Annotated in this window: 25 protein-coding genes; 17 read left to right on the top strand and 8 right to left on the bottom strand. The window is 58.6% G+C overall.

Features of this window, described 5'->3' with window-relative positions:
• Position 1: 1 nt before the first annotated feature.
• From ACVVH8_RS17540 to ACVVH8_RS17530, 3 genes are read right to left on the bottom strand one after another with little or no spacing between them, the layout of a single operon-like run.
• On the bottom strand, positions 2 to 1,483 hold the full coding sequence (locus tag ACVVH8_RS17540) for an aldehyde dehydrogenase (RefSeq protein WP_212809230.1): 1,482 nt from the start codon (positions 1,481 to 1,483) through the stop codon (positions 2 to 4).
• On the bottom strand, positions 1,480 to 2,313 hold the full coding sequence (locus ACVVH8_RS17535; protein WP_103305753.1) for an alpha/beta fold hydrolase: 834 nt from the start codon (positions 2,311 to 2,313) through the stop codon (positions 1,480 to 1,482). Before ACVVH8_RS17535 ends, ACVVH8_RS17540 begins: the two co-directional genes overlap by 4 nt.
• 31 nt (positions 2,314 to 2,344) lie before the next feature.
• A complete protein-coding gene (locus tag ACVVH8_RS17530) occupies positions 2,345 to 2,935 on the bottom strand; it encodes an amino acid synthesis family protein (protein ID WP_475225217.1) in 591 nt (196 codons plus the stop codon).
• 449 nt (positions 2,936 to 3,384) lie between these two features.
• On the opposite strand from ACVVH8_RS17530, the gene ACVVH8_RS17525 reads away from it, so the two are divergent.
• Complete coding sequence (locus ACVVH8_RS17525) at positions 3,385 to 4,428, top strand: WD40/YVTN/BNR-like repeat-containing protein (protein ID WP_103305755.1); 1,044 nt, start codon at positions 3,385 to 3,387, stop codon at positions 4,426 to 4,428.
• Positions 4,425 to 6,809 carry an efflux RND transporter permease subunit gene (locus ACVVH8_RS17520; RefSeq protein WP_212809227.1) on the top strand — a complete coding sequence of 795 codons (2,385 nt, stop codon included), beginning with the start codon at positions 4,425 to 4,427 and terminating at the stop codon, positions 6,807 to 6,809. Before ACVVH8_RS17525 ends, ACVVH8_RS17520 begins: the two co-directional genes overlap by 4 nt.
• A 183-nt stretch (positions 6,810 to 6,992) precedes the next feature.
• On the opposite strand, the gene ACVVH8_RS17515 is transcribed toward ACVVH8_RS17520, so the two are convergent.
• Together ACVVH8_RS17515 and ACVVH8_RS17510 are read right to left on the bottom strand one after the other, a co-directional pair.
• A complete protein-coding gene (locus tag ACVVH8_RS17515; protein WP_103305757.1) occupies positions 6,993 to 7,712 on the bottom strand; it encodes a FadR/GntR family transcriptional regulator in 720 nt (239 codons plus the stop codon).
• 187 nt (positions 7,713 to 7,899) lie between these two features.
• Positions 7,900 to 9,636: an IlvD/Edd family dehydratase gene (locus ACVVH8_RS17510; RefSeq protein ID WP_315447737.1), complete on the bottom strand. Its 1,737-nt coding sequence runs from the start codon at positions 9,634 to 9,636 to the stop codon at positions 7,900 to 7,902.
• A gap of 193 nt (positions 9,637 to 9,829) precedes the next feature.
• Here ACVVH8_RS17510 and ACVVH8_RS17505 point away from each other — a divergent pair, with 193 nt between their 5' ends.
• The 8 genes from ACVVH8_RS17505 to ACVVH8_RS17470 all read left to right on the top strand — a co-directional run bounded on the left by ACVVH8_RS17505 (position 9,830) and on the right by ACVVH8_RS17470 (position 16,679).
• Positions 9,830 to 11,152, top strand: a complete 1,323-nt coding sequence (locus ACVVH8_RS17505; RefSeq protein WP_103305758.1) for an MFS transporter — start codon at positions 9,830 to 9,832, stop codon at positions 11,150 to 11,152.
• Between the two features lie 153 nt (positions 11,153 to 11,305).
• Complete coding sequence (gene araD1 / locus ACVVH8_RS17500; protein WP_475225214.1) at positions 11,306 to 12,298, top strand: AraD1 family protein; 993 nt, start codon at positions 11,306 to 11,308, stop codon at positions 12,296 to 12,298.
• 9 nt (positions 12,299 to 12,307) lie between these two features.
• Positions 12,308 to 13,888, top strand: coding sequence for an aldehyde dehydrogenase (NADP(+)) (locus tag ACVVH8_RS17495; RefSeq protein WP_475225211.1), 1,581 nt, complete (start codon positions 12,308 to 12,310; stop codon positions 13,886 to 13,888).
• A 179-nt stretch (positions 13,889 to 14,067) separates the two neighbouring features.
• Positions 14,068 to 14,358, top strand: coding sequence for a DUF5629 family protein (locus tag ACVVH8_RS17490; protein ID WP_475225208.1), 291 nt, complete (start codon positions 14,068 to 14,070; stop codon positions 14,356 to 14,358).
• Positions 14,345 to 15,520 carry a lactonase family protein gene (locus ACVVH8_RS17485; protein WP_103305762.1) on the top strand — a complete coding sequence of 392 codons (1,176 nt, stop codon included), beginning with the start codon at positions 14,345 to 14,347 and terminating at the stop codon, positions 15,518 to 15,520. Before ACVVH8_RS17490 ends, ACVVH8_RS17485 begins: the two co-directional genes overlap by 14 nt.
• Before the next feature lie 156 nt (positions 15,521 to 15,676).
• Positions 15,677 to 15,856, top strand: a complete 180-nt coding sequence (locus ACVVH8_RS17480) for a hypothetical protein (RefSeq protein WP_007917967.1) — start codon at positions 15,677 to 15,679, stop codon at positions 15,854 to 15,856.
• Positions 15,857 to 16,212: 356 nt separating this feature from the next.
• Entirely contained in the window at positions 16,213 to 16,425 is a 213-nt protein-coding gene (locus tag ACVVH8_RS17475; RefSeq protein ID WP_103305763.1) for a hypothetical protein, read from the top strand.
• Entirely contained in the window at positions 16,422 to 16,679 is a 258-nt protein-coding gene (locus ACVVH8_RS17470; protein WP_103305764.1) for a hypothetical protein, read from the top strand. The genes ACVVH8_RS17475 and ACVVH8_RS17470 overlap by 4 nt, the downstream gene beginning before the upstream one ends.
• A gap of 135 nt (positions 16,680 to 16,814) precedes the next feature.
• On the opposite strand, the gene ACVVH8_RS17465 is transcribed toward ACVVH8_RS17470, so the two are convergent.
• From ACVVH8_RS17465 to ACVVH8_RS17455, 3 genes are read right to left on the bottom strand one after another with little or no spacing between them, the layout of a single operon-like run.
• Positions 16,815 to 17,399, bottom strand: a complete 585-nt coding sequence (locus tag ACVVH8_RS17465; protein ID WP_475225206.1) for a glutathione S-transferase — start codon at positions 17,397 to 17,399, stop codon at positions 16,815 to 16,817.
• On the bottom strand, positions 17,396 to 21,037 hold the full coding sequence (locus ACVVH8_RS17460) for an AAA family ATPase (RefSeq protein WP_475225204.1): 3,642 nt from the start codon (positions 21,035 to 21,037) through the stop codon (positions 17,396 to 17,398). The genes ACVVH8_RS17465 and ACVVH8_RS17460 overlap by 4 nt, the downstream gene beginning before the upstream one ends.
• Positions 21,034 to 22,278, bottom strand: a complete 1,245-nt coding sequence (locus tag ACVVH8_RS17455; protein WP_475225201.1) for an exonuclease SbcCD subunit D C-terminal domain-containing protein — start codon at positions 22,276 to 22,278, stop codon at positions 21,034 to 21,036. Before ACVVH8_RS17455 ends, ACVVH8_RS17460 begins: the two co-directional genes overlap by 4 nt.
• A 361-nt stretch (positions 22,279 to 22,639) precedes the next feature.
• Between ACVVH8_RS17455 and ACVVH8_RS17450 the strand changes: the two genes are divergently transcribed.
• From ACVVH8_RS17450 to ACVVH8_RS17420, 7 genes are all read left to right on the top strand, one after another.
• Positions 22,640 to 22,843: a hypothetical protein gene (locus ACVVH8_RS17450; protein ID WP_103305779.1), complete on the top strand. Its 204-nt coding sequence runs from the start codon at positions 22,640 to 22,642 to the stop codon at positions 22,841 to 22,843.
• 297 nt (positions 22,844 to 23,140) lie between these two features.
• A complete protein-coding gene (locus tag ACVVH8_RS17445; protein ID WP_475225199.1) occupies positions 23,141 to 23,527 on the top strand; it encodes a hypothetical protein in 387 nt (128 codons plus the stop codon).
• A 182-nt stretch (positions 23,528 to 23,709) separates the two neighbouring features.
• Entirely contained in the window at positions 23,710 to 24,171 is a 462-nt protein-coding gene (locus ACVVH8_RS17440) for a hypothetical protein (protein ID WP_103305769.1), read from the top strand.
• 126 nt (positions 24,172 to 24,297) lie between these two features.
• A complete protein-coding gene (locus ACVVH8_RS17435; RefSeq protein ID WP_218276683.1) occupies positions 24,298 to 24,711 on the top strand; it encodes a hypothetical protein in 414 nt (137 codons plus the stop codon).
• Positions 24,712 to 24,720: 9 nt separating this feature from the next.
• On the top strand, positions 24,721 to 24,954 hold the full coding sequence (locus ACVVH8_RS17430; RefSeq protein ID WP_475225197.1) for a hypothetical protein: 234 nt from the start codon (positions 24,721 to 24,723) through the stop codon (positions 24,952 to 24,954).
• A 71-nt stretch (positions 24,955 to 25,025) separates the two neighbouring features.
• Positions 25,026 to 25,418: a hypothetical protein gene (locus ACVVH8_RS17425; RefSeq protein WP_475225194.1), complete on the top strand. Its 393-nt coding sequence runs from the start codon at positions 25,026 to 25,028 to the stop codon at positions 25,416 to 25,418.
• A 60-nt stretch (positions 25,419 to 25,478) separates the two neighbouring features.
• Complete coding sequence (locus ACVVH8_RS17420) at positions 25,479 to 25,964, top strand: hypothetical protein (protein WP_212809213.1); 486 nt, start codon at positions 25,479 to 25,481, stop codon at positions 25,962 to 25,964.
• The last annotated feature ends 327 nt before the right edge of the window (positions 25,965 to 26,291 follow it).

Here is a 26,291-nt window from a genome sequence, read left to right as displayed (position 1 = left end):
CCTAGCGCATCACAAACGGATCAGGCATCGGTGCCTGAGAGAGGTTGATCCACACCGTTTTCAGTTCGGTGTAAGCCAGCACCGAGTCGATGCCGCTTTCGCGTCCATAGCCACTGTTCTTGAAGCCGCCAATCGGCGCCATCGCCGACACCGCACGGTAGGTGTTGACCCAGATGATCCCCGAACGTACATCCCGGGCGAGGCGATGGGCGCGACCGAGATCGCGGGTCCAGATGCCGGCGGCGAGGCCGAACTGCGAGTCGTTGGCGATCGCCAGCGCTTCAGCTTCATCTTTGAATCGAATCACCGAAGCCACCGGGCCGAACACTTCTTCCTGCATGATCTTCATCGAATTGCGGTCGCATTCGAACAGCGTCGGCTCGTAGAACCAGCCTTCACCAAGACCCGCCGGACGCTTGCCGCCGGTACGCAAACGCGCACCTTCTGCGATGGCATCAGCCACAAGACCTTCGACCACCGCCAGTTGCTGCGCGGTGGCCATCGGGCCCATCTCACTGTTGTCTTCCTGTGGGTTGCCGATGCGGATGCGTTGAGCGCGCTCGACAAGCCGATTGACGAACTCGTCGTAGATTTCGTCCTGCACCAACAGGCGGGAGCCGGACACGCAGCTCTGACCGGATGCCGCGTAGATCCCGGCAATCGCGCCGTTGATCGCGCTGTCCAGATCGGCATCGGCGAAGATGATGTTCGGCGACTTGCCGCCCAGTTCCAGCGACAGCTTGGCGAAGTTCTCGGCGCTGCTGCGCACCACATGCCGCGCCGTCGCCGCGCCGCCAGTGAAGGCGATCTTGCGGATCAGCGGATGACGGGTGAGGGCGGCGCCGGTGCTCGGGCCATACCCGGTGACGACGTTGACCACGCCCGGCGGAATCCCGGCTTCGAGGGCCAGACGCGCCAGCTCCAGAATCGTCGCCGAAGCGTGCTCGGACGGCTTGATCACAATCGTGTTGCCGGCGGCGAGGGCCGGGGCGAGTTTGATTGCAGTCAGGTACAGCGGGCTGTTCCACGGAATGATCGCGGCGACCACACCCATCGCTTCGTGCACGGTGTAGGCGAACAGGTCGGGCTTATCCAGCGGCAGCGTGCCGCCTTCGAGCTTGTCGGCGAGGCCTGCGGTGTAGTGGAAGAACTCCGGCAGATAACCGACCTGACCCCGGGTTTCGCGGATCAGTTTGCCGTTGTCGCGGCTTTCCAGCTGCGCCAGTTGTTCCTTGTTTTCCGCAATCAGGTCACCGAGGCGACGCAGCAGTTTGCCCCGTGCAGTGGCGGTGAGGCCACGCCAGGCCGGGCTGTCGAACGCGGCCTGCGCTGATTGCACGGCGCGTTCGACGTCCGCTTCATCGGCGTCGGGCAGTTCGGCCCAGGCTTGTGCGGAGGCCGGATTGAGGCTTTCGAAAGTCTTGCCGGAGAGGGCGTCGACCCATTCTCCGCCGATGCACATCTGGAAGCGTGCGAGTGTCATGCAACGATCCCCTTTATTTGGTTTTGTCGGGAGTGTGCGAATTGGAGAAATTCCAGCAGCGTCTGGTTGACCAGTCGCGGCGACTCTACGGGCATCATATGCCGTTGCTCGGGCAGCACGGCAACCTTCGCGCCGGGGATGCGCCGGGCCAGTTGCTCGGCCATTTCCGGGGTCGAACCCGGGTCGAGTTCGCCGGTGGCAATCAGCGTCGGCGCCTGAATGCTGCCCAGGTCGTCGGCGCGGTACATGTCTTGGGTGGCGAACAGCTCATAAGTGGTCAGATAGCCTTGCGGATCATTGCCGGCGAGGGTCTGGCGGATCGCGGCGATCTGCGCCGGGTTAGCCGCCTGATATTCACGGCTGAACCAGCGTGACAGCGCCGCTTCGGCATTGGCGTCCGGCCCATGTTCGGCAGCCTGAGCGGTGCGGGCGATAACGCCGGCACGCTGCTCTTCGCTGCGGTTGAACACGCTGTTCAACACCACAAGGCTTTGCAGGCGCTGCGGGTAATGCAAGGCAAACGCCCGCGCCACCAGCCCGCCCATGGAAAAACCGATCACCGCTGCCTCAGGCAGGTTCAAGTGATCGAGCAGTTCCAGCAACTGATCAGCGTACCCGAGCAGGTCGGTGCCGCTGGCCGGTCGCGGGCTGGCGCCGTGGCCGAGCATGTCGTAGGCGATCACCTGATATTGGGCCGACAGGCCAACGATCTGGCCGCCCCACATTTCTTTGTTCAGGCCCACGCCGTGGATCAAGACCACGGGCTGGCCTTGGCCGGTCGCCAGGTAACTGGTGCCAGCCGGGGTGAGTTCAGCGGTGAGCCGAATCATGGAGCGCTCCTGCAATGCCTTTTTATTGTGATTACTGGGCTTTTTCGGCGGCCAGTTCTTCCAGATCGATGTAACGGTTGCCGATGCGCGGATGCAGGCGACCACCGTCGGCGCAACCGAGCACCACGACGATTTCGTCGGCACGCGGCGCGTCTTCGATCTGCATTTCCAGGGTGATGTAGTGCGAACGCTGGCCTTCGTCGTCCTTGTGCATCATCGGGATCTGGATCGAGGTGCCCGGGCCGCCGCGCTTGTTGGTGAAGCTCAGATAGCTCTTGGCGTTGACCGCTTCGCGATAGTGATTGCCAAAGCGCAGGGTGTGGATCACGGCGGAGGCGTGTTCGATCTCGCCATCGGCGCCGACCACGGCCGCTTTGCCGTACGCCTCGATCTTCTCGGCGCCGCCGATGATGCCAACCAGACGCTCGACCATCAGTGCACCGAGGTCGGAGCAATTGGCGCGGATCTGCGGCTTGAGGTCTTCAACGAAACCGTTATCCACCCACGGGTTTTTCATCACCACGGCGAGGCCGACCATGGTCACTGGCTTGTCAGCGGCCTTGCCGCCTTCGATGAAGGTCTCTTCGACATAGCTGACGATCTTGCGAATTTCGAAACTCATGAGCTGCTCCGTTGGGGGATTGAGAGTGTCTGTGCGTCTGATGGTATACCATAATACTGATCGTGCAAGTCCTCTCACAAGATTTGCCGCATCACTCCGGCGAATGGTCATGCATTCAAATCCCTAAGCCCCCACGATCCCTTGTAGGAGTGAGCCTGCTCGCGATAGCGGTGTGTCAACTGAACAATTGCTAAGTGACACACCGCTATCGCGAGCAGGCTCACTCCTACAAGGGGAATATCTCGGCAATAGCGGGCCGCTTTTGGTTAACAAAAGATAACGTGGCGCCGATTGTCAGACGTTTCTAAAGCCCGATAGGATGGGCCAGCTTCCGAAGTGGCTCTGGATTGCGGGTTTCAGGACTATGCTTCTGACCAGCCATCACTGGAGCACACTTGCGGCGCCCTTGAAGGCCAGATGGCCTAACAATAATAAATAGGGGAAGGTCTATGAGTCGTTGCCGCCCGCCGGCGTTACGCAACACCGCGTTGCTGGCCACAGCACTCTCTCTGCTGGGCTTCGCCACGTTGTCGGCACCTGTGATCGCCGCCGAGGCCCCGGCCGACGTGGTGTACGCCACCGAATCCGCCAAAGCCACGAAAAGCCTGATTCTCGATGTTGTCCACGCCGGAACGCGGCTGGTGGCGGTCGGAGATCGCGGGCACATCGTCTATTCCGATGACCAGGGCAAGACCTGGACTCAAGCCAAGGTGCCGAGCCGGCAACTGCTCACGGCGGTGTACTTTGTCGACGACAAACACGGCTGGGCGGTCGGCCATGACGCGCAGATTCTCGCCAGTGAAGACGGCGGTCTGACCTGGACCAAGCAATTCGAAGACCTCAAACGTGAATCGCCGCTGCTCGACGTCTGGTTCAAGGACGTCGACAGCGGCCTCGCCGTGGGCGCGTATGGCGCGCTGCTGGAAACCACCGACGGCGGCAAACACTGGGAAGACGTCAGCGACCGCCTCGACAATGAAGACCAGTTCCACCTCAACGCCATCGCGGCGGTGAAAGACGCCGGGCTGTTCATCGTCGGCGAATCCGGCAGCATGTTCCGCTCCGCCGACTGGGGCCAGACCTGGGAAAAACTCGAAGGCCCGTACGAGGGCTCGCTGTTCGGCGTGATAGGCACCGCGCAAGCGCAGACCCTGCTGGCCTACGGTCTGCGCGGCAACCTTTACCGCTCCACCGATTTCGGCAGCACCTGGGAACAGGTCGAACTGAAAGCCGCGCGCGGTGCGCTGGAGTTCGGCCTGTCCGGCGCCACGCTGCTGGCGGACGGCTCCATCGTCATCGTCGGCAACGGCGGTTCGGTGATCAGCAGTAGCGACAATGGCGAAACCTTCAGCGTGTTCAACCGCCCGGATCGCATTTCGCTGTCCTCGGTCACTGCGGCTGGCGACGGCAACCTGATTCTGACCGGGCAGGGCGGTGTGCACACCACACTGCCAAACGGCGCCGAGATCAATAATAAGAAGGCGGGGCTATGACTTCCTTGATCACTCCTCAGCAGGACAAGGCGACGTTCCTCGAACGTCTGATTTTCAACAACCGCCCGGCCGTGATCCTTATCTGTCTGGTGGTCAGTATTTTCCTGTTCTGGCAGGCCACGCTGATCCGGCCGTCGACCAGCTTCGAAAAAATGATCCCGCTCAAGCATCCGTTCATCGAGAAGATGATGGAGCACCGCAACGATCTGGCGAACCTGGGCAACACCGTGCGGATTTCGGTGGAAGCCACCGACGGCGACATCTTCTCCAAGGAGTACATGGAGACCCTGCGTCAGATCAACGACGAGGTGTTCTACATCTCCGGCGTCGACCGTTCCGGCCTCAAGTCGCTGTGGAGCCCGAGCGTACGCTGGACCGAAGTGACCGAAGAAGGTTTTGCCGGCGGCGAAGTGATCCCGCAGAGCTACAACGGCTCGCAGGACAGCCTCGATCTGCTGCGCAACAACGTGCTCAAGTCCGGTCAGGTCGGGCGTCTGGTGGCCAACGACTTCAAGTCGAGCATTGTCGACATCCCGTTGCTGGAGTCCTATCCGGACCCGGATGACCAGGGCAAGTTGCTGGCGCTGGACTACCGCAAGTTCTCCCATGAACTCGAAGACAAGATCCGCAACAAGTTCGAAGCGCAGAACCCTAACGTCAAGATCCACATCGTCGGTTTCGCCAAGAAGGTCGGTGACCTGATCGACGGTCTGGTGATGGTGGTGATGTTCTTCGGCATCGCCTTCGTCATCACCCTGATCCTGCTGTTGTGGTTCACCAATTGCTTGCGCAGCACCATTGCGGTGTTGAGCACGACACTGGTGGCGGTGGTCTGGCAGCTCGGATTAATGCACTTCTTCGGCTTCGGGCTCGATCCGTATTCGATGCTGGTGCCGTTCCTGATCTTCGCCATCGGTATTTCCCACGGCGTACAAAAGATCAACGGTATCGCCCTGCAATCCAGCGAGGCCGACAACGCCCTGACCGCAGCGCGGCGCACCTTCCGGCAACTGTTCCTGCCGGGGATGATCGCGATTCTCGCGGATGCGGTCGGGTTTATTACGCTGCTGATCATCGACATCGGCGTGATCCGTGAACTGGCCATCGGCGCGTCGATCGGCGTGGCAGTGATCGTGTTCACCAACCTGATCCTGCTGCCGGTAGCGATTTCCTATGTCGGCATCAGCAAGCGGGCGATTGCCAAGAGCAAGAAGGACGCGAACCGCGAACACCCGTTCTGGCGCCTGCTGTCGAACTTCGCCAACCCGAAAGTCGCACGCATCTCGGTAGTGCTGGCGCTGATCGCCTTCGGCGGCGGCCTCTGGTACAGCCAGAACCTGAAAATCGGCGACCTCGACCAGGGCGCGCCGGAGCTGCGTCCGGACTCGCGTTACAACAAGGACAACAACTTCATCATCAACAACTATTCGACCAGTTCCGATGTGCTGGTGGTGATGGTCAAGACCAAGGCTGAAGGCTGTTCACGCTTTGAGGCCATGGCGCCAATCGACGAACTGATGTGGAAGATGCAGAACACCGAGGGCGTGCAGTCGGCGATCTCGCTGGTGACTGTGTCCAAGCAGATGATCAAGGGCATGAACGAGGGCAACCTGAAATGGGAAACCCTGTCGCGTAACCCGGATGTGCTGAACAACTCGATTGCCCGCGCTGACGGTCTGTACAACAACAGTTGCTCGCTCGCGCCGGTGCTGGTGTTCCTCAACGATCACAAGGCCGAAACCCTCGATCGTGCGGTGCATGCGGTGCAGGAATTCGCCAAGGACAACAACAAGGACGGTCTGGAATTCATCCTCGCAGCGGGTAACGCCGGGATCGAAGCGGCCACCAACGAAGTCATCAAACAGGCTGAGCTGACCATCCTGATTCTGGTGTACATCTGCGTGGCGGTGATGTGCATGATCACCTTCCGCTCGTGGGCGGCGACCTTGTGCATCGTCCTGCCGCTGGTGCTGACCTCGGTACTCGGCAACGCGCTGATGGCGTTCATGGGCATCGGCGTGAAAGTCGCGACGCTGCCAGTAGTGGCGCTGGGGGTGGGGATTGGCGTCGACTACGGCATCTACATCTACAGCCGCCTGGAAAGTTTCCTGCGTGCCGGTCTGCCGTTGCAGGAAGCTTATTACCAAACCCTGAAATCCACCGGTAAAGCGGTGCTGTTCACCGGTCTCTGCCTGGCCATCGGCGTGTGCACCTGGATCTTCTCGGCGATCAAGTTCCAGGCCGACATGGGCCTGATGCTGACCTTCATGCTGCTGTGGAACATGTTCGGTGCGCTGTGGCTGTTGCCTGCACTGGCGAAGTTCCTGATCAAACCGGAGAAGCTGGCGGGGCAGAAGGGCAACTCGTTGTTTGCTCACTGATCTGCAAGGCTGAAACGACAAAGCCGCAACCTCAGGGTTGCGGCTTTTTTTATCCCGCGAATTTCACACAATCCCCTTGTAGGAGTGAGCCTGCTCGCGATAGCGGTGTGTCAGTCAGCGATTCTTTACCTGACATACCGCTATCGCGAGCAGGCTCACTCCTACATGGGGGATTGGGGTGTGTCAGGAAAGTTCTGTGCCTAGCACGACGCTGAGCGCACTTCGGGCATCATCCAACTGCACCAACGTCGCATGCCGTGCCCCCAACGCATCGCGATTTTCGATCGCGGTGAGAATCGCCTTGTGCCGAGGCAACGCCAATTCATGCAGATTCGGCCGTTGATTCGAATGCTTCAACGCTTCGGCAATCGCCACCGACAGCATGTTGCACAGGTTCGCCAGCAAATCATTGTGCGTCGCATCGGCAATCCGGCTATGAAAGTCCAGATCCGGTTGCAACAGGGCTTCCGGCGTCGGCGCCGCTTCCATGCGTTGGTAGGCTTCGCCGATGAGGGCAATGTCGGCCTCGGTCGCATGTTGGGCGGCGAGGGCGGCGGCGGCGGGTTCGATGATGCTGCGCACGCTGGTCAGCACGTTGAAAAACTCATTCTGCGGGCTGCTTTGCATCAGCCAGTGCAGCACATCCGGATCGAGCATGTGCCACTCGCGCCGAGCCTTGACCACCGTGCCGACACGCGGTTTGGAATACACCAGCCCCTTGGCCACCAGCACCCGCGTGGCTTCACGCAACACCGGCCGACTGACCGCGTACTCCTCGCAGAGCAAGGCTTCGGCGGGCAGTTTGTCATCGGGCAAAAAGCGTCCGGAGACGATCTGCATGCCCAGTTCCTGGACGATGCGCGAGTGCATGCTTTTACGGTCGGAAGGTTTGCGGTAATCCATGGGGAACGGCGCGATCCTGAGCGATGGAGATGGCGCGCATCATAGCAGGCACGACACAATCTTGAGGCGTATACAAAAAGCAAATGTGGGAGCTGGCTTGCCAGCGATGGCGGAGTGTCAGTCAACATGAATGTCAGCTGAAAGACCGTAATCGCTGGCAAGCCAGCTCCCACAGGGGACGGCGGTGTTAGTGGGAATGGCGGGGGACTTCAGCCCCTCGGCACCCGACCAGGAAGTCAAAATCACAGCCCTGATCCGCCTGTAGCACATGGTCGATGTACAACTGACGATAGCCACCCACCAACAATTGCTGCGGTGGTTGCAGATCGGCCATACGCGCTGCCAGCTCGGCATCCGGAATATCCAGATGCAAACGTCCGGTCGCGCAATCCAGCTCGATCCAGTCGCCTTCCTTGACCGTTGCCAAAGGCCCACCAGCCGCTGCTTCCGGCGCTACGTGCAAAACCACGGTGCCGTACGCCGTGCCGCTCATCCGCGCGTCAGAAATGCGCACCATGTCGGTCACACCCTGCGCCAACAGCTTGGCCGGCAAACCCATGTTGCCGACTTCGGCCATGCCCGGATAACCCTTTGGCCCGCAGTTCTTCATCACGAGAATGGAATCTTTATCGACATCCAGCTCCGGATCATTGATCCGCGCCTTGTACATGTCGAAGTTCTCGAACACCACCGCACGGCCACGATGCTGCATCAGTTCCGGGGTGGCGGCGGACGGCTTGAGCACCGCGCCGAGTGGCGCCAGGTTGCCGCGCAACACGCAAATTCCACCGTCGGCGCGGATCGGATTGTCGAGCGTGCGGATCACTTCGTCCTCGCCATAGATCGGCGCGTCCTTGGTGTTCTCGCCGATGGACTTGCCATTGACGGTCAATGCGTGCGGATTAGGGATCAGATTGGCTTCACCGAGACGGCGCAGCACCGCTGGCAAACCACCGGCGTAATAGAACTCTTCCATCAGGAAACGCCCGGAAGGTTGCAGGTCGACGATGGTCGGCATGCCGCGCCCGATGCGGGTCCAGTCGTCCAGATCCAGCTCGACGCCGATGCGTCCGGCGATGGCTTTCAAGTGAATCACCGCGTTGGTCGAACCACCGATGGCTGCGTTGACCCGAATAGCGTTCTCGAAGGCTTCCTTGGTCAGAATCTTCGACAGTTTCAGATCCTCGCGAACCATCTCCACCGCACGCATACCGGACATGTGTGCCAACACATAACGCCGCGCATCCACCGCCGGAATCGCCGCGTTGTGCGGCAGGGAAGTGCCGAGTGCTTCCGCCATGCAGGCCATGGTCGACGCGGTGCCCATGGTGTTGCAGGTGCCCGCGGAACGCGACATGCCGCCCTCGGCCGCCAGAAAATCGTCGATGGTGATGGTGCCGGCCTTGACCTGTTCGCTGAGCTGCCAGACCACAGTGCCGGAGCCGATGTCCTTGCCTTTGTGCTTGCCGTTGAGCATCGGCCCGCCGGTCACGACGATGGCTGGCACGTCGCAACTGGCCGCGCCCATCAGCAGCGCCGGGGTGGTTTTGTCGCAACCGGTCAGCAGCACCACGCCGTCAATCGGGTTGCCGCGAATCGCTTCTTCAACGTCCATGCTCGCCAGGTTGCGCGTCAGCATCGCGGTCGGGCGCAGGTTCGATTCGCCATTGGAGAACACCGGGAATTCCACCGGGAAACCACCGGCCTCGATCACCCCGCGTTTGACGTGCTCCGCGATCTGGCGGAAGTGCGCGTTGCACGGGGTCAGTTCCGACCAGGTGTTGCAGATGCCGATGATCGGCTTGCCATGAAACTGGTGGTCGGCGATGCCCTGATTCTTCATCCAGCTGCGGTACATGAAGCCGTTCTTGTCGGCCGTGCCAAACCATTGGGCGGAGCGCAGGGTGGGTTTCTTATCAGACATGATCGATTCTCTTATTGTATGACTATAGTGTTCGAGCTACGGCCTAACATAAGCGCAAAATCGACGGTTTGGAAGTGTTGTTGGGTAATTAGTATTACTATATAGTCGTTTTCGACGGAGGGATGGCCCTGGCGGTTTTTCGTGAGAGGCGTCCCCCGAGGTTCTATAAAAACAACAATCGGAGACCGATCTCATGAGCCAGGAACTGCGGCTGATCCGGCGCATTACGCTGAAACTGATTCCCTTCCTGATCCTGCTGTACCTGATCGCCTATGTGGATCGCTCCGCCGTCGGCTTCGCCAAGCTGCACATGGGCGCCGACATCGGCATCGGCGACGCCGCCTACGGTCTCGGCGCCGGGCTGTTTTTCATCGGCTACTTTCTCCTCGAAATCCCCAGCAACCTGATGCTCGAACGCTTCGGTGCGCGGCGCTGGTTTGCGCGGATCATGATTACCTGGGGCGCCATTACCATCGGCATGGCGTTCGTCCAGGGGCCGCACAGTTTCTACGTGATGCGCTTTCTGCTCGGCGCGGCGGAGGCGGGGTTCTTCCCCGGCGTTCTGTACTACATCACCCAATGGTTCCCGGTGCGCCATCGCGGCAAGATCCTTGGCCTGTTCATCCTCTCGCAACCCATCGCGATGATGATTACCGGCCCGGTGTCCGGCGGCCTGCTGGGCATGGACGGCATCCTTGGGCTGCATGGCTGGCAGTGGCTGTTCATCGTCATCGGCACCCCGGCGATCCTGCTGACCTGGCCGGTACTGCGCTGGTTGCCGGATGGCCCGCAACAAGTGAAATGGATGGATCAGGCCGAGAAAGACTGGCTGACCGGCGAGCTGAAAAAGGATTTGCAGGCATACGGTCAGACCCGTCACGGCAATCCGCTGCATGCGCTGAAAGACAAGCGAGTGTTGCTGCTGGCGCTGTTTTATCTGCCGGTGACGTTGAGCATTTATGGGCTCGGTTTGTGGCTACCGACGCTTATCAAGCAGTTCGGTGGCAGCGATCTGGTCACCGGTTTTGTATCGTCGGTGCCATACATCTTCGGGATCATCGGCTTGCTGATCGTGCCGCGCAGTTCCGACCGTATGAATGATCGCTACGGCCATCTCGCCGTGCTCTACGTGCTCGGTGCGATTGGCCTGTTCATGAGCGCGTGGCTGTCGTTACCGGTAGCGCAACTGGCGGCGCTGTGTCTGGTCGCTTTCGCGCTGTTTTCCTGCACGGCGGTGTTCTGGACTTTGCCAGGGCGGTTCTTTGCTGGCGCGAGTGCGGCGGCGGGGATCGCACTGATCAACTCGGTGGGGAATCTTGGCGGGTACATCGGACCGTTCGTGATTGGCGCGTTGAAGGAGTACACCGGGAATCTGGCTTCAGGTCTGTACTTCCTCTCCGGGGTGATGGTGTTCGGGTTGATCCTGACCGGAATCGTCTACCGCGTGCTGGAACGTAAACACGTCCTGCCAGTCGACCAGTTTGCTGCCAGCGCCCGTGGTGCCACGCGAACCTGATATCAAACGATCCATCACCGCAAACCCTGTGGGAGCTGGCTTGCCAGCGATAGCAATCTGTCAGTCACATCAATGCTGAATGTGCCGCCGCCATCGCTGGCAAGCCAGCTCCCACAGGGATCAGCGGTGTTTTCGAAGGAATAGGAGAAGAACATGCATCTGGTTCAATTCGAATTAAGCAACGGCGAGCGCCGCGTCGGCGTGGTCGAGGACGGTCTCGTGCGCGAAGTGCAAGACGCCCGCAGCACCCGCGATCTGGCGCTGGCCGCCATCGAGGCCGGCAGCACCCTCGAACAGCAAGTGCACACCCTCGGCCTGGGTATCAGCCACGACTATGCGCAGTTGCTCAAAGACCTGCGCATCCTGCCGCCGCTCGATCATCCGGACCCGGCGCACACGCTGGTCAGTGGCACCGGTCTGACGCATTTGGGCAGTGCTTCGGCCCGGGACAAAATGCATCAGCAAGCGGGCGACGAAGCGACGATGACCGACACCATGCGCATCTTCAAATGGGGCGTGGAGGGTGGCAAACCGGCGGCGGGGCAGGCCGGTGTGCAGCCGGAATGGTTCTACAAGGGCGACGGCAGCATTGTCGTGCGTCCGGGCCAACCGTTCCCGCTGCCGCCGTTCGCCGAGGACGCCGGCGAGGAACCGGAGATGGCCGGCCTCTACGTCATCGGTCATGACGGCAAGCCCTATCGGCTGGGTTTCGCGGTCGGCAACGAGTTTTCCGACCACATCATGGAACGCAAGAATTACCTGTACCTCGCGCACTCGAAACTGCGCAGTTGCAGTTATGGTCCGGAACTTCGCGTCGGCGGACTACCTCAACACCTGGCGGGCAGCAGTCGCATTCTGCGCGACGGCGAAGTGCTCTGGCAGAACGAGTTTCTCAGCGGCGAGGCGAACATGTGCCACAGCCTCGCCAACCTCGAATACCACCACTTCAAATACAGCCAGTTCCTGCGTCCTGGCGACGTGCACATTCACTTCTTCGGCACCGCGACCCTGTCGTTTGCCGACGGCATCCGCACGCGACCGGGCGATGTATTCGAGATCAGCCAGGCCGAATTCGGCGCCCCGCTGGTCAATGGCATCGCCCCGGTTGCAGCGGCTTTTGAACCGGACAGCATCGGCACCCTTTAAGGAGATCCCATGACTCAGATTCTCGGTCACAACTACATCGGCGGGCAGCGCAGCGCAGCTGGCGACGTCAAACTGCAATCCGTCGATGCAACGACGGGCGAGCAATTGCCTCACGATTTCATCCAGGCCACGGAGCAGGAAGTCGACGCCGCCGCCAAAGCCGCCGCTGCCGCGTACCCGGCTTATCGCAGCCTCAGCGCTGAACGCCGCGCACAGTTTCTCGATGCGATCGCCGATGAACTGGACGCGCTCGGCGATGACTTCGTTGCCGTGGTCTGCCGCGAAACGGCATTGCCAGCCGGGCGTATTCAAGGTGAGCGCGGGCGTACCAGCGGGCAGATGCGCCTGTTCGCCAAAGTGCTGCGCCGTGGTGATTTTTATGGGGCGCGGATCGATCTGCCGCTGCCGGATCGTCAACCGTTGCCGCGTCCCGATTTGCGCCAGTACCGCATCGGCCTCGGCCCGGTGGCGGTGTTCGGCGCCAGCAACTTTCCGCTGGCATTTTCCACCGCTGGCGGTGACACCGCGTCGGCCCTGGCCGCCGGTTGCCCGGTGGTGTTCAAGGCACACAGCGGCCATATGGCGACAGCGGAACTGGTCGCCGATGCGCTGATTCGTGCGGCGGAAAAAACCGCGATGCCAGCCGGCGTATTCAACATGGTTTATGGCGGCGGCGTCGGTGAATGGCTGGTCAAACATCCGGCGATCCAGGCTGTCGGCTTCACTGGCTCGCTCAAGGGCGGGCGTGCCTTGTGCGACATGGCGGCTGCACGCCCGCAACCGATCCCGGTGTTCGCCGAGATGTCGAGCATCAATCCAGTGATCGTTCTGCCGCAGGCGCTGGCCGAGCGCTCGGAAACCGTGGCCCGCGACCTCACTGCGTCGGTGGTGCAGGGCTGCGGTCAGTTCTGCACCAATCCGGGCTTGGTCATCGGGATCCGCTCGCCGCAGTTCAGCGCGTTCGTGCAGCAGGTTGCCGGGCTGATTGGCGATCAACCGGCGCAAACCATGCTCAACGCTGGCACCCTCGGCAGCTACGGCAAAGGTTTGCAGAAGCTGCTGGCGCATCCTGGCGTCGAGCATCTGGCCGGCAATCCACAGCAGGGCAATCAGGCGCAGCCGCAGTTGTTCAAGGCTGATGCAAGCCTGCTGATTGATGGCGATGAAGTGCTGCAGGAAGAAGTGTTCGGCCCGACCACAGTGATTGTCGAAGTCGCGGACAAGGCGCAACTCAGCGCGGCGTTGACGGGGCTGCACGGCCAACTCACCGCGACGATCATTGGCGAGCAGGCGGACTTCGAACGCTTCCCGGAACTGACACCGCTGCTGGAACAGAAGGTCGGACGGATCCTGCTCAACGGCTATCCCACCGGCGTCGAAGTGTGCGATTCGATGGTACACGGCGGGCCGTATCCGGCGACGTCCGATGCGCGGGGCACCTCCGTCGGCACGCTCGCCATCGATCGCTTCCTGCGCCCGGTGTGCTTCCAGAATTACCCGGACAGCATGCTGCCCGAGCCGCTGAAGAATGCCAACCCGTTGCGCATCCAGCGACTGGTCGACGGCAAGCCATCGCGCGACGCGCTCTAAACCACACCACAAACCTGTGGGAGCTGGCTTGCCAGCGATGACTGCGGCACATCCAACATTGTTGTGTCAGACAGATTGCTATCGCTGGCAAGTCGAATCGTCGCACCGCAGCTCCCACAGGGTTCTGCGTCGCCAATGAGCTATCATTGGCCCTTTCCCCCCTAGAAAGACTGTTTGCCATGACTGCCCAAACCCTTCTCGACGTCCTCGAACACTCCGATATGGTCGAAATCGACGGCTTGCATGCCTTCGAATTTTCTCTCGACGAAGACGACAACCTGCACATCGAATGCATGGATGGCCGAGCGGCCAAGCACTGGGAGTTCACGCCGGCGCAGGTCGCAGCAGCAACCTTTGATAATGACCTGCAAAGCTGGGTGATCGTTGGTGATTCCGGTGAGCACCGCTTGGTCTGCAGCGAAGCCTTCGGCGGCAGCGACGATGAGGATGAAACCGATGAAAATGCGTAAATTCTGGCCGCTGCTGATGGCCGGCAGCGTCGGCGCGATGGGCCTTTCCAGCGCCAGCGCGGAAAACTTCCAGTTGCTGGTTGGCTCCTACACCGCAGGCACCAGCCAGGGCATCTATCGAATGAACTTCGACAGCGCCACCGGCCAGATCGCCACCAAACCGCTGCAAGTGATCAAGAGTGAAAACCCGTCGTGGCTGACCCTTTCCAAAGACCAGAAACGCCTGTTCGTGGTCAATGAAAACGGCCCTGGCCAGAAAGACCCGGTCGGTCGCGTCAGCAGCTATGCGATCGATCCGAAGACCCACGCGCTGAGCCTGATCAACCAAGTGCAAAGCCTGGGCAACGAACCCACCCATTCGAGCCTCAGCGCGGACGCCAGCCATCTGTTCGTCAGCAACTATTCGGTGATGGAAGATCCGGGCGGAACGCTGGCGGTATTGCCGGTCGGCGCCGACGGCAAGTTGAAACCGGTGGTGCAGATGAGCGCGCACCCGGCGAGCCGGGTCAATCCCGAGCGTCAGGCCTCGAACCACGTGCACTCGACGGTATCTTCGCCGGACGGCCGCTATGTGTTCTCCAACGACCTCGGTGCGGACAAAGTCTTCATCTATAAATTCGACCCGAAAGCCAATCCTGACTTGCCGCTGACCCCGGCCAAAACCGCCTCGGTGACTTTGCCGGCAGGCAGTGGCCCGCGTCATCTGCTGTTCAGCGCTGACGGCAAACACGCCTGGCTGACCATGGAGATGAGCGCGCAGGTTGCGGTGTTCGACTACAACGACGGCGTGCTGACCCAGACGCAACTGGTCGATCTGGCCGCTGGCCAACCGACATCGGACAAGGCCGGGGCGGCGCTGCATGCTTCCGCTGACGGCAAATTCCTCTACGTCAGCAACCGTGGCACCGCTAATCAACTGCTGGTGTTCAGCATTGATCCGGCGACCGGCCAGCTCAAAGAGCTGCAAAAACGTGCGGTGGAAGGTGATCACCCGCGCGAATTCAGCCTCGATCCGAGTGGCAGATTCCTGCTGATCGCCAACCAGAAAAGCAACGAAATTGTCGTCGTCGAACGCGATGGCAAGACCGGTCTGCTCGGCAAAACCGTGCAGAAACTGCCGATGGATGCCCCGAGCGACCTCAAGTTTCTAGTGCGACAATAAGCCACAGGCCCCGGTTTACGGGGCCTGTCTCTTTGTATTAATCGCGCTGATAACTGCTAATGCTACAAAGCATTTCAAGCGATCAACCCTCGAGCGTTAAGTTTGCTCCACGGCCCAACCGGGCAAGCAAGCCAACCGAACACGAGGGTTACCGCCATGAACTTCAATCTCTTCTCCGTTATCGCCGCTTCCGCCATCTCCGCCACCGTGGTTCTGCCAGCCAGCGCCAACGTTGAAATCAACAGCAAAAAATCCCACACCCAGAGCTACACCCAGAAATACCTGCAACAGAGCGCCAACTTCTACGCCGCCCTGGATCACAAAGCCCAACACTGAAATTCCCGCCTCGCGCGACTCCCTATAGGAGCTGCCGAAGGCTGCAGTCTTGATCTTGCCCTTGGGATCGTTCCCACGCTCTGCGTGGGAACGCAGCCCGTGACGCTCCGCGTCACTGGACGCAGAGCGTCCCAAGAGGCATTCCCACGCTGAGCATGGGAACGATCAGATCGCAGCCTTCGGCAGCTCCTACACGTTTGCGTGTGTTTTTCGCGGCACGATAGGTTTCTTCAAACTCGCAAATAGACTGGCTAAATAATCAACGAAGCTGATGGTTACTATGGGAAACGCTGAGTGGTTAGCTGAAGTTTTTTGATCGATTCTGTGGCCATCGAAACATGCCCACGGAGAACACCATGGCCAGCGCAATCATCTCTTCTGCCAAATTCGGCGCCTACCTGGCCATCGGTCTTTACCTGGCTCTGGTGCTGATCGTCAGCATTTCATCGCAACTGGAACACACGTTCGAAGCGCCGATTCAAGTCGCAAACCCCGGCATCCAGTTTGAACACCGTTCGCACAGCGTGATGGTTGATAGGACTGAACTCGCAGGAGTCGGTGGAGCATGAAAGGCTACAGATTCTGGGTGATTGCCGGTCTGGCATTAATCACCAATGGCGCTTCATTACTGGGGATTGGTCAAGGCTCGGTCGGTGCATTGGCCCGGGCCATAGAGGCCAACCACAACATTGCGCACAACATTGAGCGGGCAAATACGCTGGGGCTGCTGGCCGGTAATCCACCGGCAAAGGTCTCGGTCGATTTCCTCGGGCCGTTTGAAGTGGATTGCTCGGCGTTGGGTATGTGCGATGCTCTGGCGTAAAGCGCTTACTTGATCGTTCCCACGCTCTGCGTGGGAATGCAGCCCCGGACGCTCTGCGTCCGATTGGAACGCAGAGCGTCCCTTGAGACATTCCCACGCGGAGCGTGGGAACGATCTTCAAGCGGAGGGTAAGGTTTACTTCTTCATGATCGAGGTGAAGAGGTCGGATTCTAGAAAGTGTTGTAACCAAGCCTGTAATCGTACGAAAGGCGTCTGCGCAAACCACTCGCGATCAACATGGGCGAACTGACGTACGAATGGCAACAAGGCGATATCCGCCAGGCTCGGATGATCCGCCAACAAATAATCGCGATCCGTCAGCAGTTCCTCCAGCCTCTGCAAATACACCGCGCCCTCGGCCCGATAAATCTCCATCGTTTGCTCCGGATAGCGCTCGGCGTACTTATACCGATTCAAATCAACCTTAAACCCCTGATCGTTCGCCTCGATCAGCTCCGCAATCCGTGAATCCCCGCCAAGCAACCAACCCTGCGGATCATTCTGCGCCAGCGCCCAGCGCATGATCTCCAGGCTCTCATCAATCACAAGACCACCGGCATCCAGCACCGGCACCGTGCCTTTGGGCGAGATCGCTAGCATCTCGGCCGGTTTGGCCTTGAGGCTGACCTCAACAATGTTCACCGCCACGCCCGAATAACGCAGCGCCATCCGCGCCCGCATCGCGTACGGGCAACGGCGGAAGGAGTACAGCGTATTCATTTCACCTCCAATGTGCTCAAACCATTGCCCTGACGCTGCACCTGAATCTGCACCGGGATCCGCTCGTGCATTTCCTGTACGTGGGAAATCACCGCGACCTTGCGACCCTGCGCCTGCAAGCCGTCGAGGGCGTCCATCGCCAGTTGCAGGGATTCCGGGTCGAGGCTGCCGAAGCCTTCGTCGATGAACAGCGATTCGATTTTCAGCGTGCTCGATGCCATCGATGCCAGGCCCAACGCCAGAGCCAACGACACCAGGAACGTCTCGCCGCCGGACAGTGAATGCACCGAGCGCAGTTCGTCGCCCATTTCCGTGTCCATCACCAACAGCCCCAACATGCTGCCGCCGCGCTTCAAACGGTAGCGCTTGACCAGTTGACGCAACTGCACGTTGGCGTGGTGCACCAGCAAGTCGAGGTTGTAGGCCTGGGCGATCTTGCGGAATGTGTCGCCAGTCGCCGAACCGATCAATGCGCTCAGGCGTGCCCAGCGCTGGTACTCGGCATAGGCGTCGGCGATCTGCTGCGCCAGCGCCTGATTGGCGTTCTGCCGACGCTGGTCTTCAGCCTGTTCGGCACGCAGTTCGGCGCATTGCTGCTCACTGACGTTGAACTGGTTTTGCAGGTCGGCAAGGGCGCTGGCCAGTTGTTCGCCGTCGAGATTGCCGTTGTGCTGGGCCTGATGATCGAGCAAGCGCTGCTCGCGCTCCTGCAACAGAACATTCGCCTGTTCGATGGCTTTTTCATTGAGTTGCAGGCGTTGGCGCAGTGCAGTGAGTTGCCCGTCGTCGACGCGCAACAGCTCTTCGAGGCCGCCGTCGTCCAGTTCCGGGTGACGGGCGCGCCAGTCGGCAATCTTGCCGGCCAGATCCTTGTCTTCAGTGTCCAGCGCCTGCAAGCGTTCCTGCTGCGCCTTGAGCTCGGCAGCGATCTGCACAAGTTGCGTGCGCACGTTTTGCAGTTCCTGGGCAGTCGTGGTTTCGGCGTTACGCGCCTGCTCTACGGCCTGTTCCAGTTGCTGCTGCCAGTGCTCGGCGCTGCTGTGCTCGCCGAGCAGTTGCGCGAGTTTTTCCTGACAGGCCCGCTGTTGCTCGGCCAGCGCATTGAACTGCTGTTCGGCGACTTGCGACTGTTGCACGCGGCTCTGCTGACGATCCTGTTCTTTCTCCAACGTCTGTTGACGTTGTTGCTGTTCGGCCAGCTCTTCCTTTTGCTGATCGACTTGCTCAAGGCGCTCGGCGATCTGTCGGTCGAGTTGCATGAACGTTGCCGCAGGCTCTACACGCAAGGCCTCAAGAGTGTCCGCTGGCAGCAGACTGGCGAACGCGCTGATTTCTTCTTCAAGCCGCTGCCGGTCGCTGTTCAGCTCGCGCTGTTGGTTGCTCAGATGCTGCGCCGCTTGCTGATGCGCGGTTTCGGCCTGACGCAGTTGCTGGGTCAGCCGCGCGGCATCCTGCTGCAAGGTGAGCAGGGCGCTTTGGCGTTGTTCGTCCTGAGTGATGCTCTGGTGTAACTGCTCGTTCTGCCGGGTGAGCCAGGCGTCGCGCTTGTCGGCGTCCTGATTCATCAGTTGCACGGTTTGCGGATGAGCGTCGAGGCTTGGTGCCAACGCCTGCTGCTGATTCGCCAAATGCTCCTGCTGTTGCAGCAGTTCTTTCTGCTGAGCGATGACGCCAACCACTTCGGCGCGCAGTTCCGTGAGTTTTTCCTTGAGCTGATCGACCACTCGCTGGGCGTTGGCCTGCTCGCTTTCATCGTGTTTGCCAAGGCTTTGCAACAGCGCCTCGGGCTGGTGGTACGGATGTTCGTTGCTGCCGCAGACCGGGCACGGCTGGTCGTCCTGCAACTGCGCGCGCAACTCCTCGACACTGGCACTGCGGGCCAGACGCTGACGCTCAAGCAACTCGCGGGTGACGTTAAGAGTTTGCTCGGCGATGGTCAGTTCGGCTTTGGTTTTGACCCCGTCCTGAGTCAGGCGCTCGCGCTCCTGCTGAGCGTTGAGCTGACGCTGTTGTAGCTCGGCGCCGCGTTTGTCCAGATCCTGCCGCGTAGCCCACAGCCGCGAGAGGTCTTCAATGGCACGCAACTGTTTGCGGTTGTCCTGCAACAGGTTGCCGAGGATGCCGATCTGCTCGGCAACGGCATCCGGCTCGGCGCCAGCCTCTTTGAACAACACTTCCAGTTGCTGCTTTTGTGTCGCGAATGCTTCGGCGCTGCGAGTGGCGTTTTCTTCGAGCGAAGCCAGTTCTGTCTGGCCCTTGTTCAAGCGATTGCCGATCAGCATCAGCTGTTGCAGGCGATCGCGGTAGGCATTCCACGCATCGCTCAATGGCGCGAGATGAGCGCTTTGCTCAAGTCCGGCGGCAATGCGTTGCAGGCGTTCGGCGACCTGGGTCTGCTTGTCCAGCAAGGCTTGAATGGCGCTCTGGCCCTGGCTGCAGGCTTGCTCCGCGTTGTGTTTCGCTTCGCTGCTCTGGGCCGTGTCTTTGGCCAGACGGGCGAGGGTGCTTTGCTCTTCAAAAGCCTGACGCAACAACGCTGCACTTTCGCTTTGCGTGTGCTGGGCTTCGCTCAGGGCGACTTTCGCCGTGTCGAGGTTTTGCTCCAGCAGTGTCTGGTGCTCGGTCAGCTCGGCGAGTTGCTGCGTGTGCGCGGCAATCTGTGCGGCCAACGGGGACAAGAGCGCGTCGAGTTCAGTCTTGCGGGCGAACTGGTGCCGTTGCGGGCCGAGCTGCTCCAGTCGCGTCAGTTTGACCCGTTCACCGGCCAGACTTTCCCACTGCTGTCGGGCACTGTGCAGTTGTTCGGCTGCCGCTTGCTGCGCGTCCTGCAACTGGCGCAGATCCTTGAGCCAGCCGTGCTGCTGCTCAAGCTGCTTGAGTTGCGCCTGTTGCAGTTTCAGCTGTTGCTGCGCTGCATTGAAACGCTCATCCAGTTCGGCGCGGGCTTCAGGGGCCAGCGGAGTGACGCCGGTCGCCTGATCCTGCAACAGCTTGTGCGCTTCGCGGGCTTCTTTGGTTTTGTCGAACGCGCGGCGGCCCAAGCGGGTGTACAGCGCGGTGTCGGTGAGTTTTTCCAGCAGCTCGCTGCGGTCGTTGTCATCAGCCTTGAGGAATGCGCTGAACTCACTTTGGGCAAGAAGCACGGCGCGGGTGAATTGTTCGAAATTCAGACCCAGCGCGGCTTCCAGTTGCGTCTTGTATTCGCCTTTCTGGCTGGCGAGCAGTTGATCCTGATCGATGTCGCGCAGGCTTTGACGGCTGGCCTGCAACTTGCCGCCGGCCTTCTCGCGGGCGCGGTTGGCTTCCCAACGTGCGCGATAGCGACGGCCGTCGACACCGACGAAATCGACTTCTGCGTAGCCTTCGCCCGTGCCTCGACGGAGTAGCGTGCGCGGGTCGCCAGTGGCGATTTCGCCGTCGGCATCCGGGACTTTGGCGTCACGGCCGGTGTTGTTCAGGCGTGGAACCGCGCCGAACAGCGCCAGGCACAAGGCGTCGAGCAGGGTGCTTTTACCGGCGCCGGTCGGGCCGGTAATCGCGAACAGACCGGCGCTGGCCAGCGGCTCGGCGGTGAAATCGATCTCGAACGGGCCCGCGAGCGAAGCGAGGTTTTTCAAGCGAATGGCGAGAATCTTCATGGCTGCTCGCCCTCCAGTTGCACGTCTTGCAGCAGTTCGGCGAAGTCCTTCAGCGTCTGCTCATCGACCTCGCTGCCGTAGTTGTCCAGCCAGGCGCGGCTGAATAATTCCTGCGGGGTGAGTTGATCGAGTTCGATCAACGCAGTGCCGTCCTCGCTGCCGTCCGCGACACGGTTGCCGGCGTATTCTGCGGCGATGCGTACCAGTCGAACGGCTTTGCCTTGCAAGGCGGTTTCCACTTGATGGCGCAGATCCGGTTGCGGTTCGTCAAGGCGCACGCGCACTTCCAGCCATGGCTGGCGCTGGGTTTCGGCGAGCAGATCGATGTTCGGCAGGTCGGCCAGCTGCAGCAGAATCTCGGCCAGCGGTGCCGGGCCGATGCGCTGCAGGTTGACCGAGCGCGGGATCAGTTTCGGCTCGACGCTGACCAGGGCTTCGCCATCAAGCACGACGTCGAGAATCTGGTGCTGGTAGCCAATCTCCGAGAACGACAGCGGAATCGGCGAACCGCTGTAGCGAATGCGTTCTTCGCCGTTGACCTTCTGCGGCTTGTGCAAATGACCTAGGGCGACGTAGCTGATGCTCGGCCCGAACAGACTGGCGGGCAGGGCTTCGGCGTTGCCAATGATCAGGCTGCGCTCGGAGTCCTCGGACACCGAACCACCGGCCATGTGCGCGTGGCTGATGGCGATCAGCGCTTGGCCGGGCCTGCGCTTGGCGTTGGCCGCTTCGATCAGCCACTCATGCACCTGACCGATACCGCGCAAATAGTTGTCGCCCAAATGCGCGCCAGTCACCTCCGCCGGGCGCAGGAACGGCAGCGCCAGGCACCACGCGGCGATCTCCCCCTGTGCGTTCGGCAGCGGCAGCAGCAGACGCTCGGCATCGAGTTGGCCATCGTCCAACCACAGCACCCGACCCAGCGCATGAGTACGCAAACGGCGCATCAACGGCGCGGGCAGTTCGATCCGCGAGCCGGAATCGTGGTTGCCGGCAATCATTACGATGGTCAGCAACGGCTGCTGCTCGTGGGCGCTGACGATGAAATCGTAGAGGCGTTCCTGGGCTTTGACCGGCGGGTTCACCGTGTCGAAGATGTCCCCGGCAATCAGCAGCACATCCGGCTGCGCCAGTTGCAGTTGGCGCAGCAGCCATTCCAGAAAGCACGCATGCTCGAAATCGCGCTCCTGGCCGTGCAGGTTTTGCCCAAGGTGCCAGTCGGAGGTGTGAAACAGACGCAAGGCGGACTCCGCTACAGATAAAGAGGTGATGGCCGCAGGGACATGAAGGGCGGCGAAAGAGGGGAGAGTTTACAGATTATTGCGGCGTGAGGGCTTGTCGGGGTATCGCGCGGCTGGGCATTACGGTGACGCCTGACAGCGGTTATCTGGTATTTGGCTATCATATTGATATCATTGGCGGTAGGTGCGGTATGCTTTTCGCGTTTTAGAAAACTACCAACAGTTTCCGATGAAGCTGTGCTTCTAAAATGGGCATAAGACGAAGCTTGAACAGAAAGAGGACGCTTCAGTAATCATGCCGAAATTTGCTTGTGTCTGCGGTCATGTAATCAACCTGTCTCAAGGGACCTCCGAGTGTGAAATGTCTCTGGTCGCTGAACAGAAGATAGATGAAATTGGCTGTGCGCTATCAAATCGTTGGCTGTCTGAAGACGAGTTCTACGAAACGATAGATCAAGGGGCTGTGACGGTTTATCGATGCCAGCAGTGCGGGCGGCTGCATGTGGATCAAGGTGGTGGACAGTTTTCTTCCTATATAAAGGAAGTAAGTCAGTCTCGCCATTGAAAAAAATGGTTCAGAAATCTGGGGCGCTGAAAACGATTTCAACCATTCGAAAATCTATGCGATTGTAGAAAAATTACACGAGATTGCAGTCGCTCGCGGCGAGCCATGGATATCCTTTGTCCTGTCCTGTCCTGTCCTGCCGCGAAGGCGAACAAGTGACAACGAAATTCAACCATTGATTTGATAATAAACGTGATCGGTCCCGGTTTTATTGCAATAACGCTCACCATGACCACCTTAAGGTCTTCGATAAATTTAACGATCTGAAAGTTGTGTTGAACCTCGATGGTCCGGTAAATGAAGCAAAAACAAAAATGCCCGCGCGGAAAAGAGAAAGTTGAGATGAATGATTTCCAATCGGTGAAAAACCTGATCATCCAATTGGTTAAAGAAAAAACCGGTGGTTTTGATGATGACAGTTGGGAGGCTGATTACAAACTGAATTGGGAGGCCGAGTTGTCGGAAAGACTTGAGAAAGCTCTTTTCAATATGTCTAAAATGGCCTCCGCCAGGGAGAGTGGGGATGATGTCATGTTGGCGGCGGCGCTGGTGCATTCACGTATGAATTTCATGGATCTTGCGAATTTTTTCAGGGATATCTATGACGATCTGGATGCGTTGCTCGTAAAGCCAGTTTGGCCTGACATTCCCGAAGGGTTTGATTATGGAAAGAGCTCCAATTAACGGGCCGCACTCTCTGACTGGCGGAGTAAGCAATAAATTTGGGGGGGGCAGACTACGTTTAAATAAACTGTAGTCTGTCCTCGGTGCAGGGTCCCCGGTTCTGTATTCTGCATTTGTCCGTGCGCGATACACCCTTACAGCCCTGGTGCTTGGCGAAGTGGCGTGATGCTTGAGGGACGTGTGTGAAACTTAACTGTGAAATGCAGCAAATGCTCGCTCGTGTGGGGTGTGCTTCTCTGGATGGCGAGTTGGCGGATATCGCAAGGTCCGGTTTCGTGGAACGGGATGGTTGTGTTTTTTTGAAGAGTCTGGAGAGCTTCCAGAAGCATGTAAGCCTGAAGAATTTCCCAGATAGAACGGGATATGAATGTTTCGTTAACTCGATCCATGCCGATGATTATGTAACCGCTGATTTTTTGGCATGCGCGCTCTCGTACTTGTTTTTAGTGTTTGAGGCGTGGAACAAGTCAGGTCAGCCGGGAGTTCTGCAGGGAGTCATTTCGGGTGACGAATTCGATGCGACGGTGAAGTTTCATCTGCTGCGCCCAGGGGAAACCTGGCTGAGCGATGACCTTGAGGGGTATGAGGATGCAGTGCTTACCGTTGAATCGAGTGACAAGGGATTTCTTGAGATATACGGGTAAATGATGGGGACAGACCACGTTTAGGAAGTACTCCGAAAACGTAGTCTGTCCCCGTTTTACTATCGGACATGGAAGCCGTACGAAACTTTTTCTTCTTTAGAAGTCGGTAGGTGGTTTCTTCACGGGGTGAGCCAAGCGACGATGTTTATTAAGTTTGATAAATTTATCGAGATGTTTGCTGATAAAGAATACTCAAGCGATTACTGGTCCGATGTCGCCATTATCAGGGCTTACGAAATGCTGGATGGCTTTTCTGACGCCGATTGGCTGGAGCTATTGGCAGTTGTAGACAGCAAAAGCGATTTCTGGGTATTGCGGTTATGCGAGACGTTGGGAGACCCGGATGAGAGAGCACTGGTCGTATTACTGAAGGTGACTTCACGTCACGGCAACCGTGCGATTTACGTCGCATTGGAATCGATCAGGTCGATGATCAGTCTGGGTCTGGACGTGTCGGCGTATGCGGATGAGATCAATGCTGCGACTGAACGTGCGAGGCAAACGACGGGGAAAGTGAGTTTGCTTTCGACTTTCCAATGAGGAAGCGGCGTGGATAACGTGTTATTCAAATTTCGCGATGTGGAAATTTACCTGCGCCACGAACGTTATTTCATCAAGTACGACGCGGGTAATCACGTGGATGTCATACGTGAGGATGAGATTTCGGAACAGGAAGCGCTGACCGCAGCCATGGGTGAGGAAGCAGTTATGAAGTTTTTGTTTGAGCTGCGGGAGCGATTAATCCGTGAGGGTGTTGACCCTTATGTTTCAAATATTGAATGATTGAAGATGCTCGGTTAATGAAGGTTGTCTGTCCCGGCTCTATATAGCGCTATTGTGATTGGGGAGTAACAGTGACTGTTGGCGATTGTGTTGACTTGCAAGGATGGTTGGTAATTATAGATTACAGATTGTTTCTTATTCCGGAAAACCACTCGGAAAATTATGAGGAAGGTGATAGGTGTGAAGTTTCAAAGCCGGAGATAATATTTGCCGTTGCAGAGCTAATTCTTCCGCTGGCGGGAGGGAAGAGCTTTATATTTCATCGGTCAAAATTGTCGGGGGTTGTGGTAAGCGGTGCTCCGATAAAAATAGATCCAGTGTCTTTGTCTGTTGAAGAGAGACAGAGCGGATTTGTTTTCATAAACGTTTCAGATGTTTCTCTAGATAAATACAGGGAGCGCTACAAGGCTTTCCTTGAAAAGGGACGCTCTGTTAATTCTGATGACTGGATGGACTATGTTTAGGCTGCAGGAAATAGAAAAAACCACTTCGCAAAACAGGTCCGTTATCTGTACCGGGCTCTCATGAGCAATAGATATGCTGTTGTATTGGAACCAGGGGCTCACTTGCCTGAGAGAGACGCTTTGGTCAGTCAGGCATGGGGAAGCGTTCCCGTTTCTTATTTTCAGGATAGAGAGGTTTTTAGCGATTGCAGTTTTTTGGATTTGAAAGTCAATAAATGGGAAGTCAATCGTGAGTGGAGCAGTAAGCAGAGCTCTGAGCCGTGGATAAGAATTGAAAAATTTAAAGGGCAGAGTCTAGAAGAATTTCTGCGAAAAGAAGGCGCTGTGTTGCCAGTAGATATGGCTGGAATAACGCTCATGATTATTGAAATGGACGAGGGTGGGATTGCGCTGGACTATTGTCTGTTGCTGCGCTTGGTGTCGGGATTCCTTGATCAGTTCAAGGTCTATAGATGGTCTGGCAGCCTCGAGGAGGTATTTCAAAATACTATTGTTTCCTTGCCTGATCGGCATGGAATTCTAGAGCAGTTGATCAAGTGTGAATAAATTGGCAGGGGGTAAATAGAGTGATCACTGAAAATATAAAAAATTGCCCAGGAAATTTTCCAGCTGGTCGAAACCGGCGTAGTTCATGGCTATGATGCGTTTCGTTATGGTGTCGAACTGGGTGAGGATATATTGAGACGCAGCTGTGCGTTGAGAAGGACGGCGTAGAGGCCTAGAACGTCGAGAACGACATCAACGGCGCGATCATTCTTCGTCTGGTAGGCGAATTACAGGCCAGCGCAGGCAAGCGCGGTGAACAATGGAAGGCTTTTGTTTTCTCCTATCGCGAAGGCGAGCAAGTAACAACGAATTCAACTATCGATTCCG

The sequence above is a fragment of the Pseudomonas trutticola BRTCR10 genome, from assembly GCF_056155105.1.
Note: the sequence above shows the minus strand (reverse complement) of the source record. Positions and strands in the feature narration are given on the sequence as shown.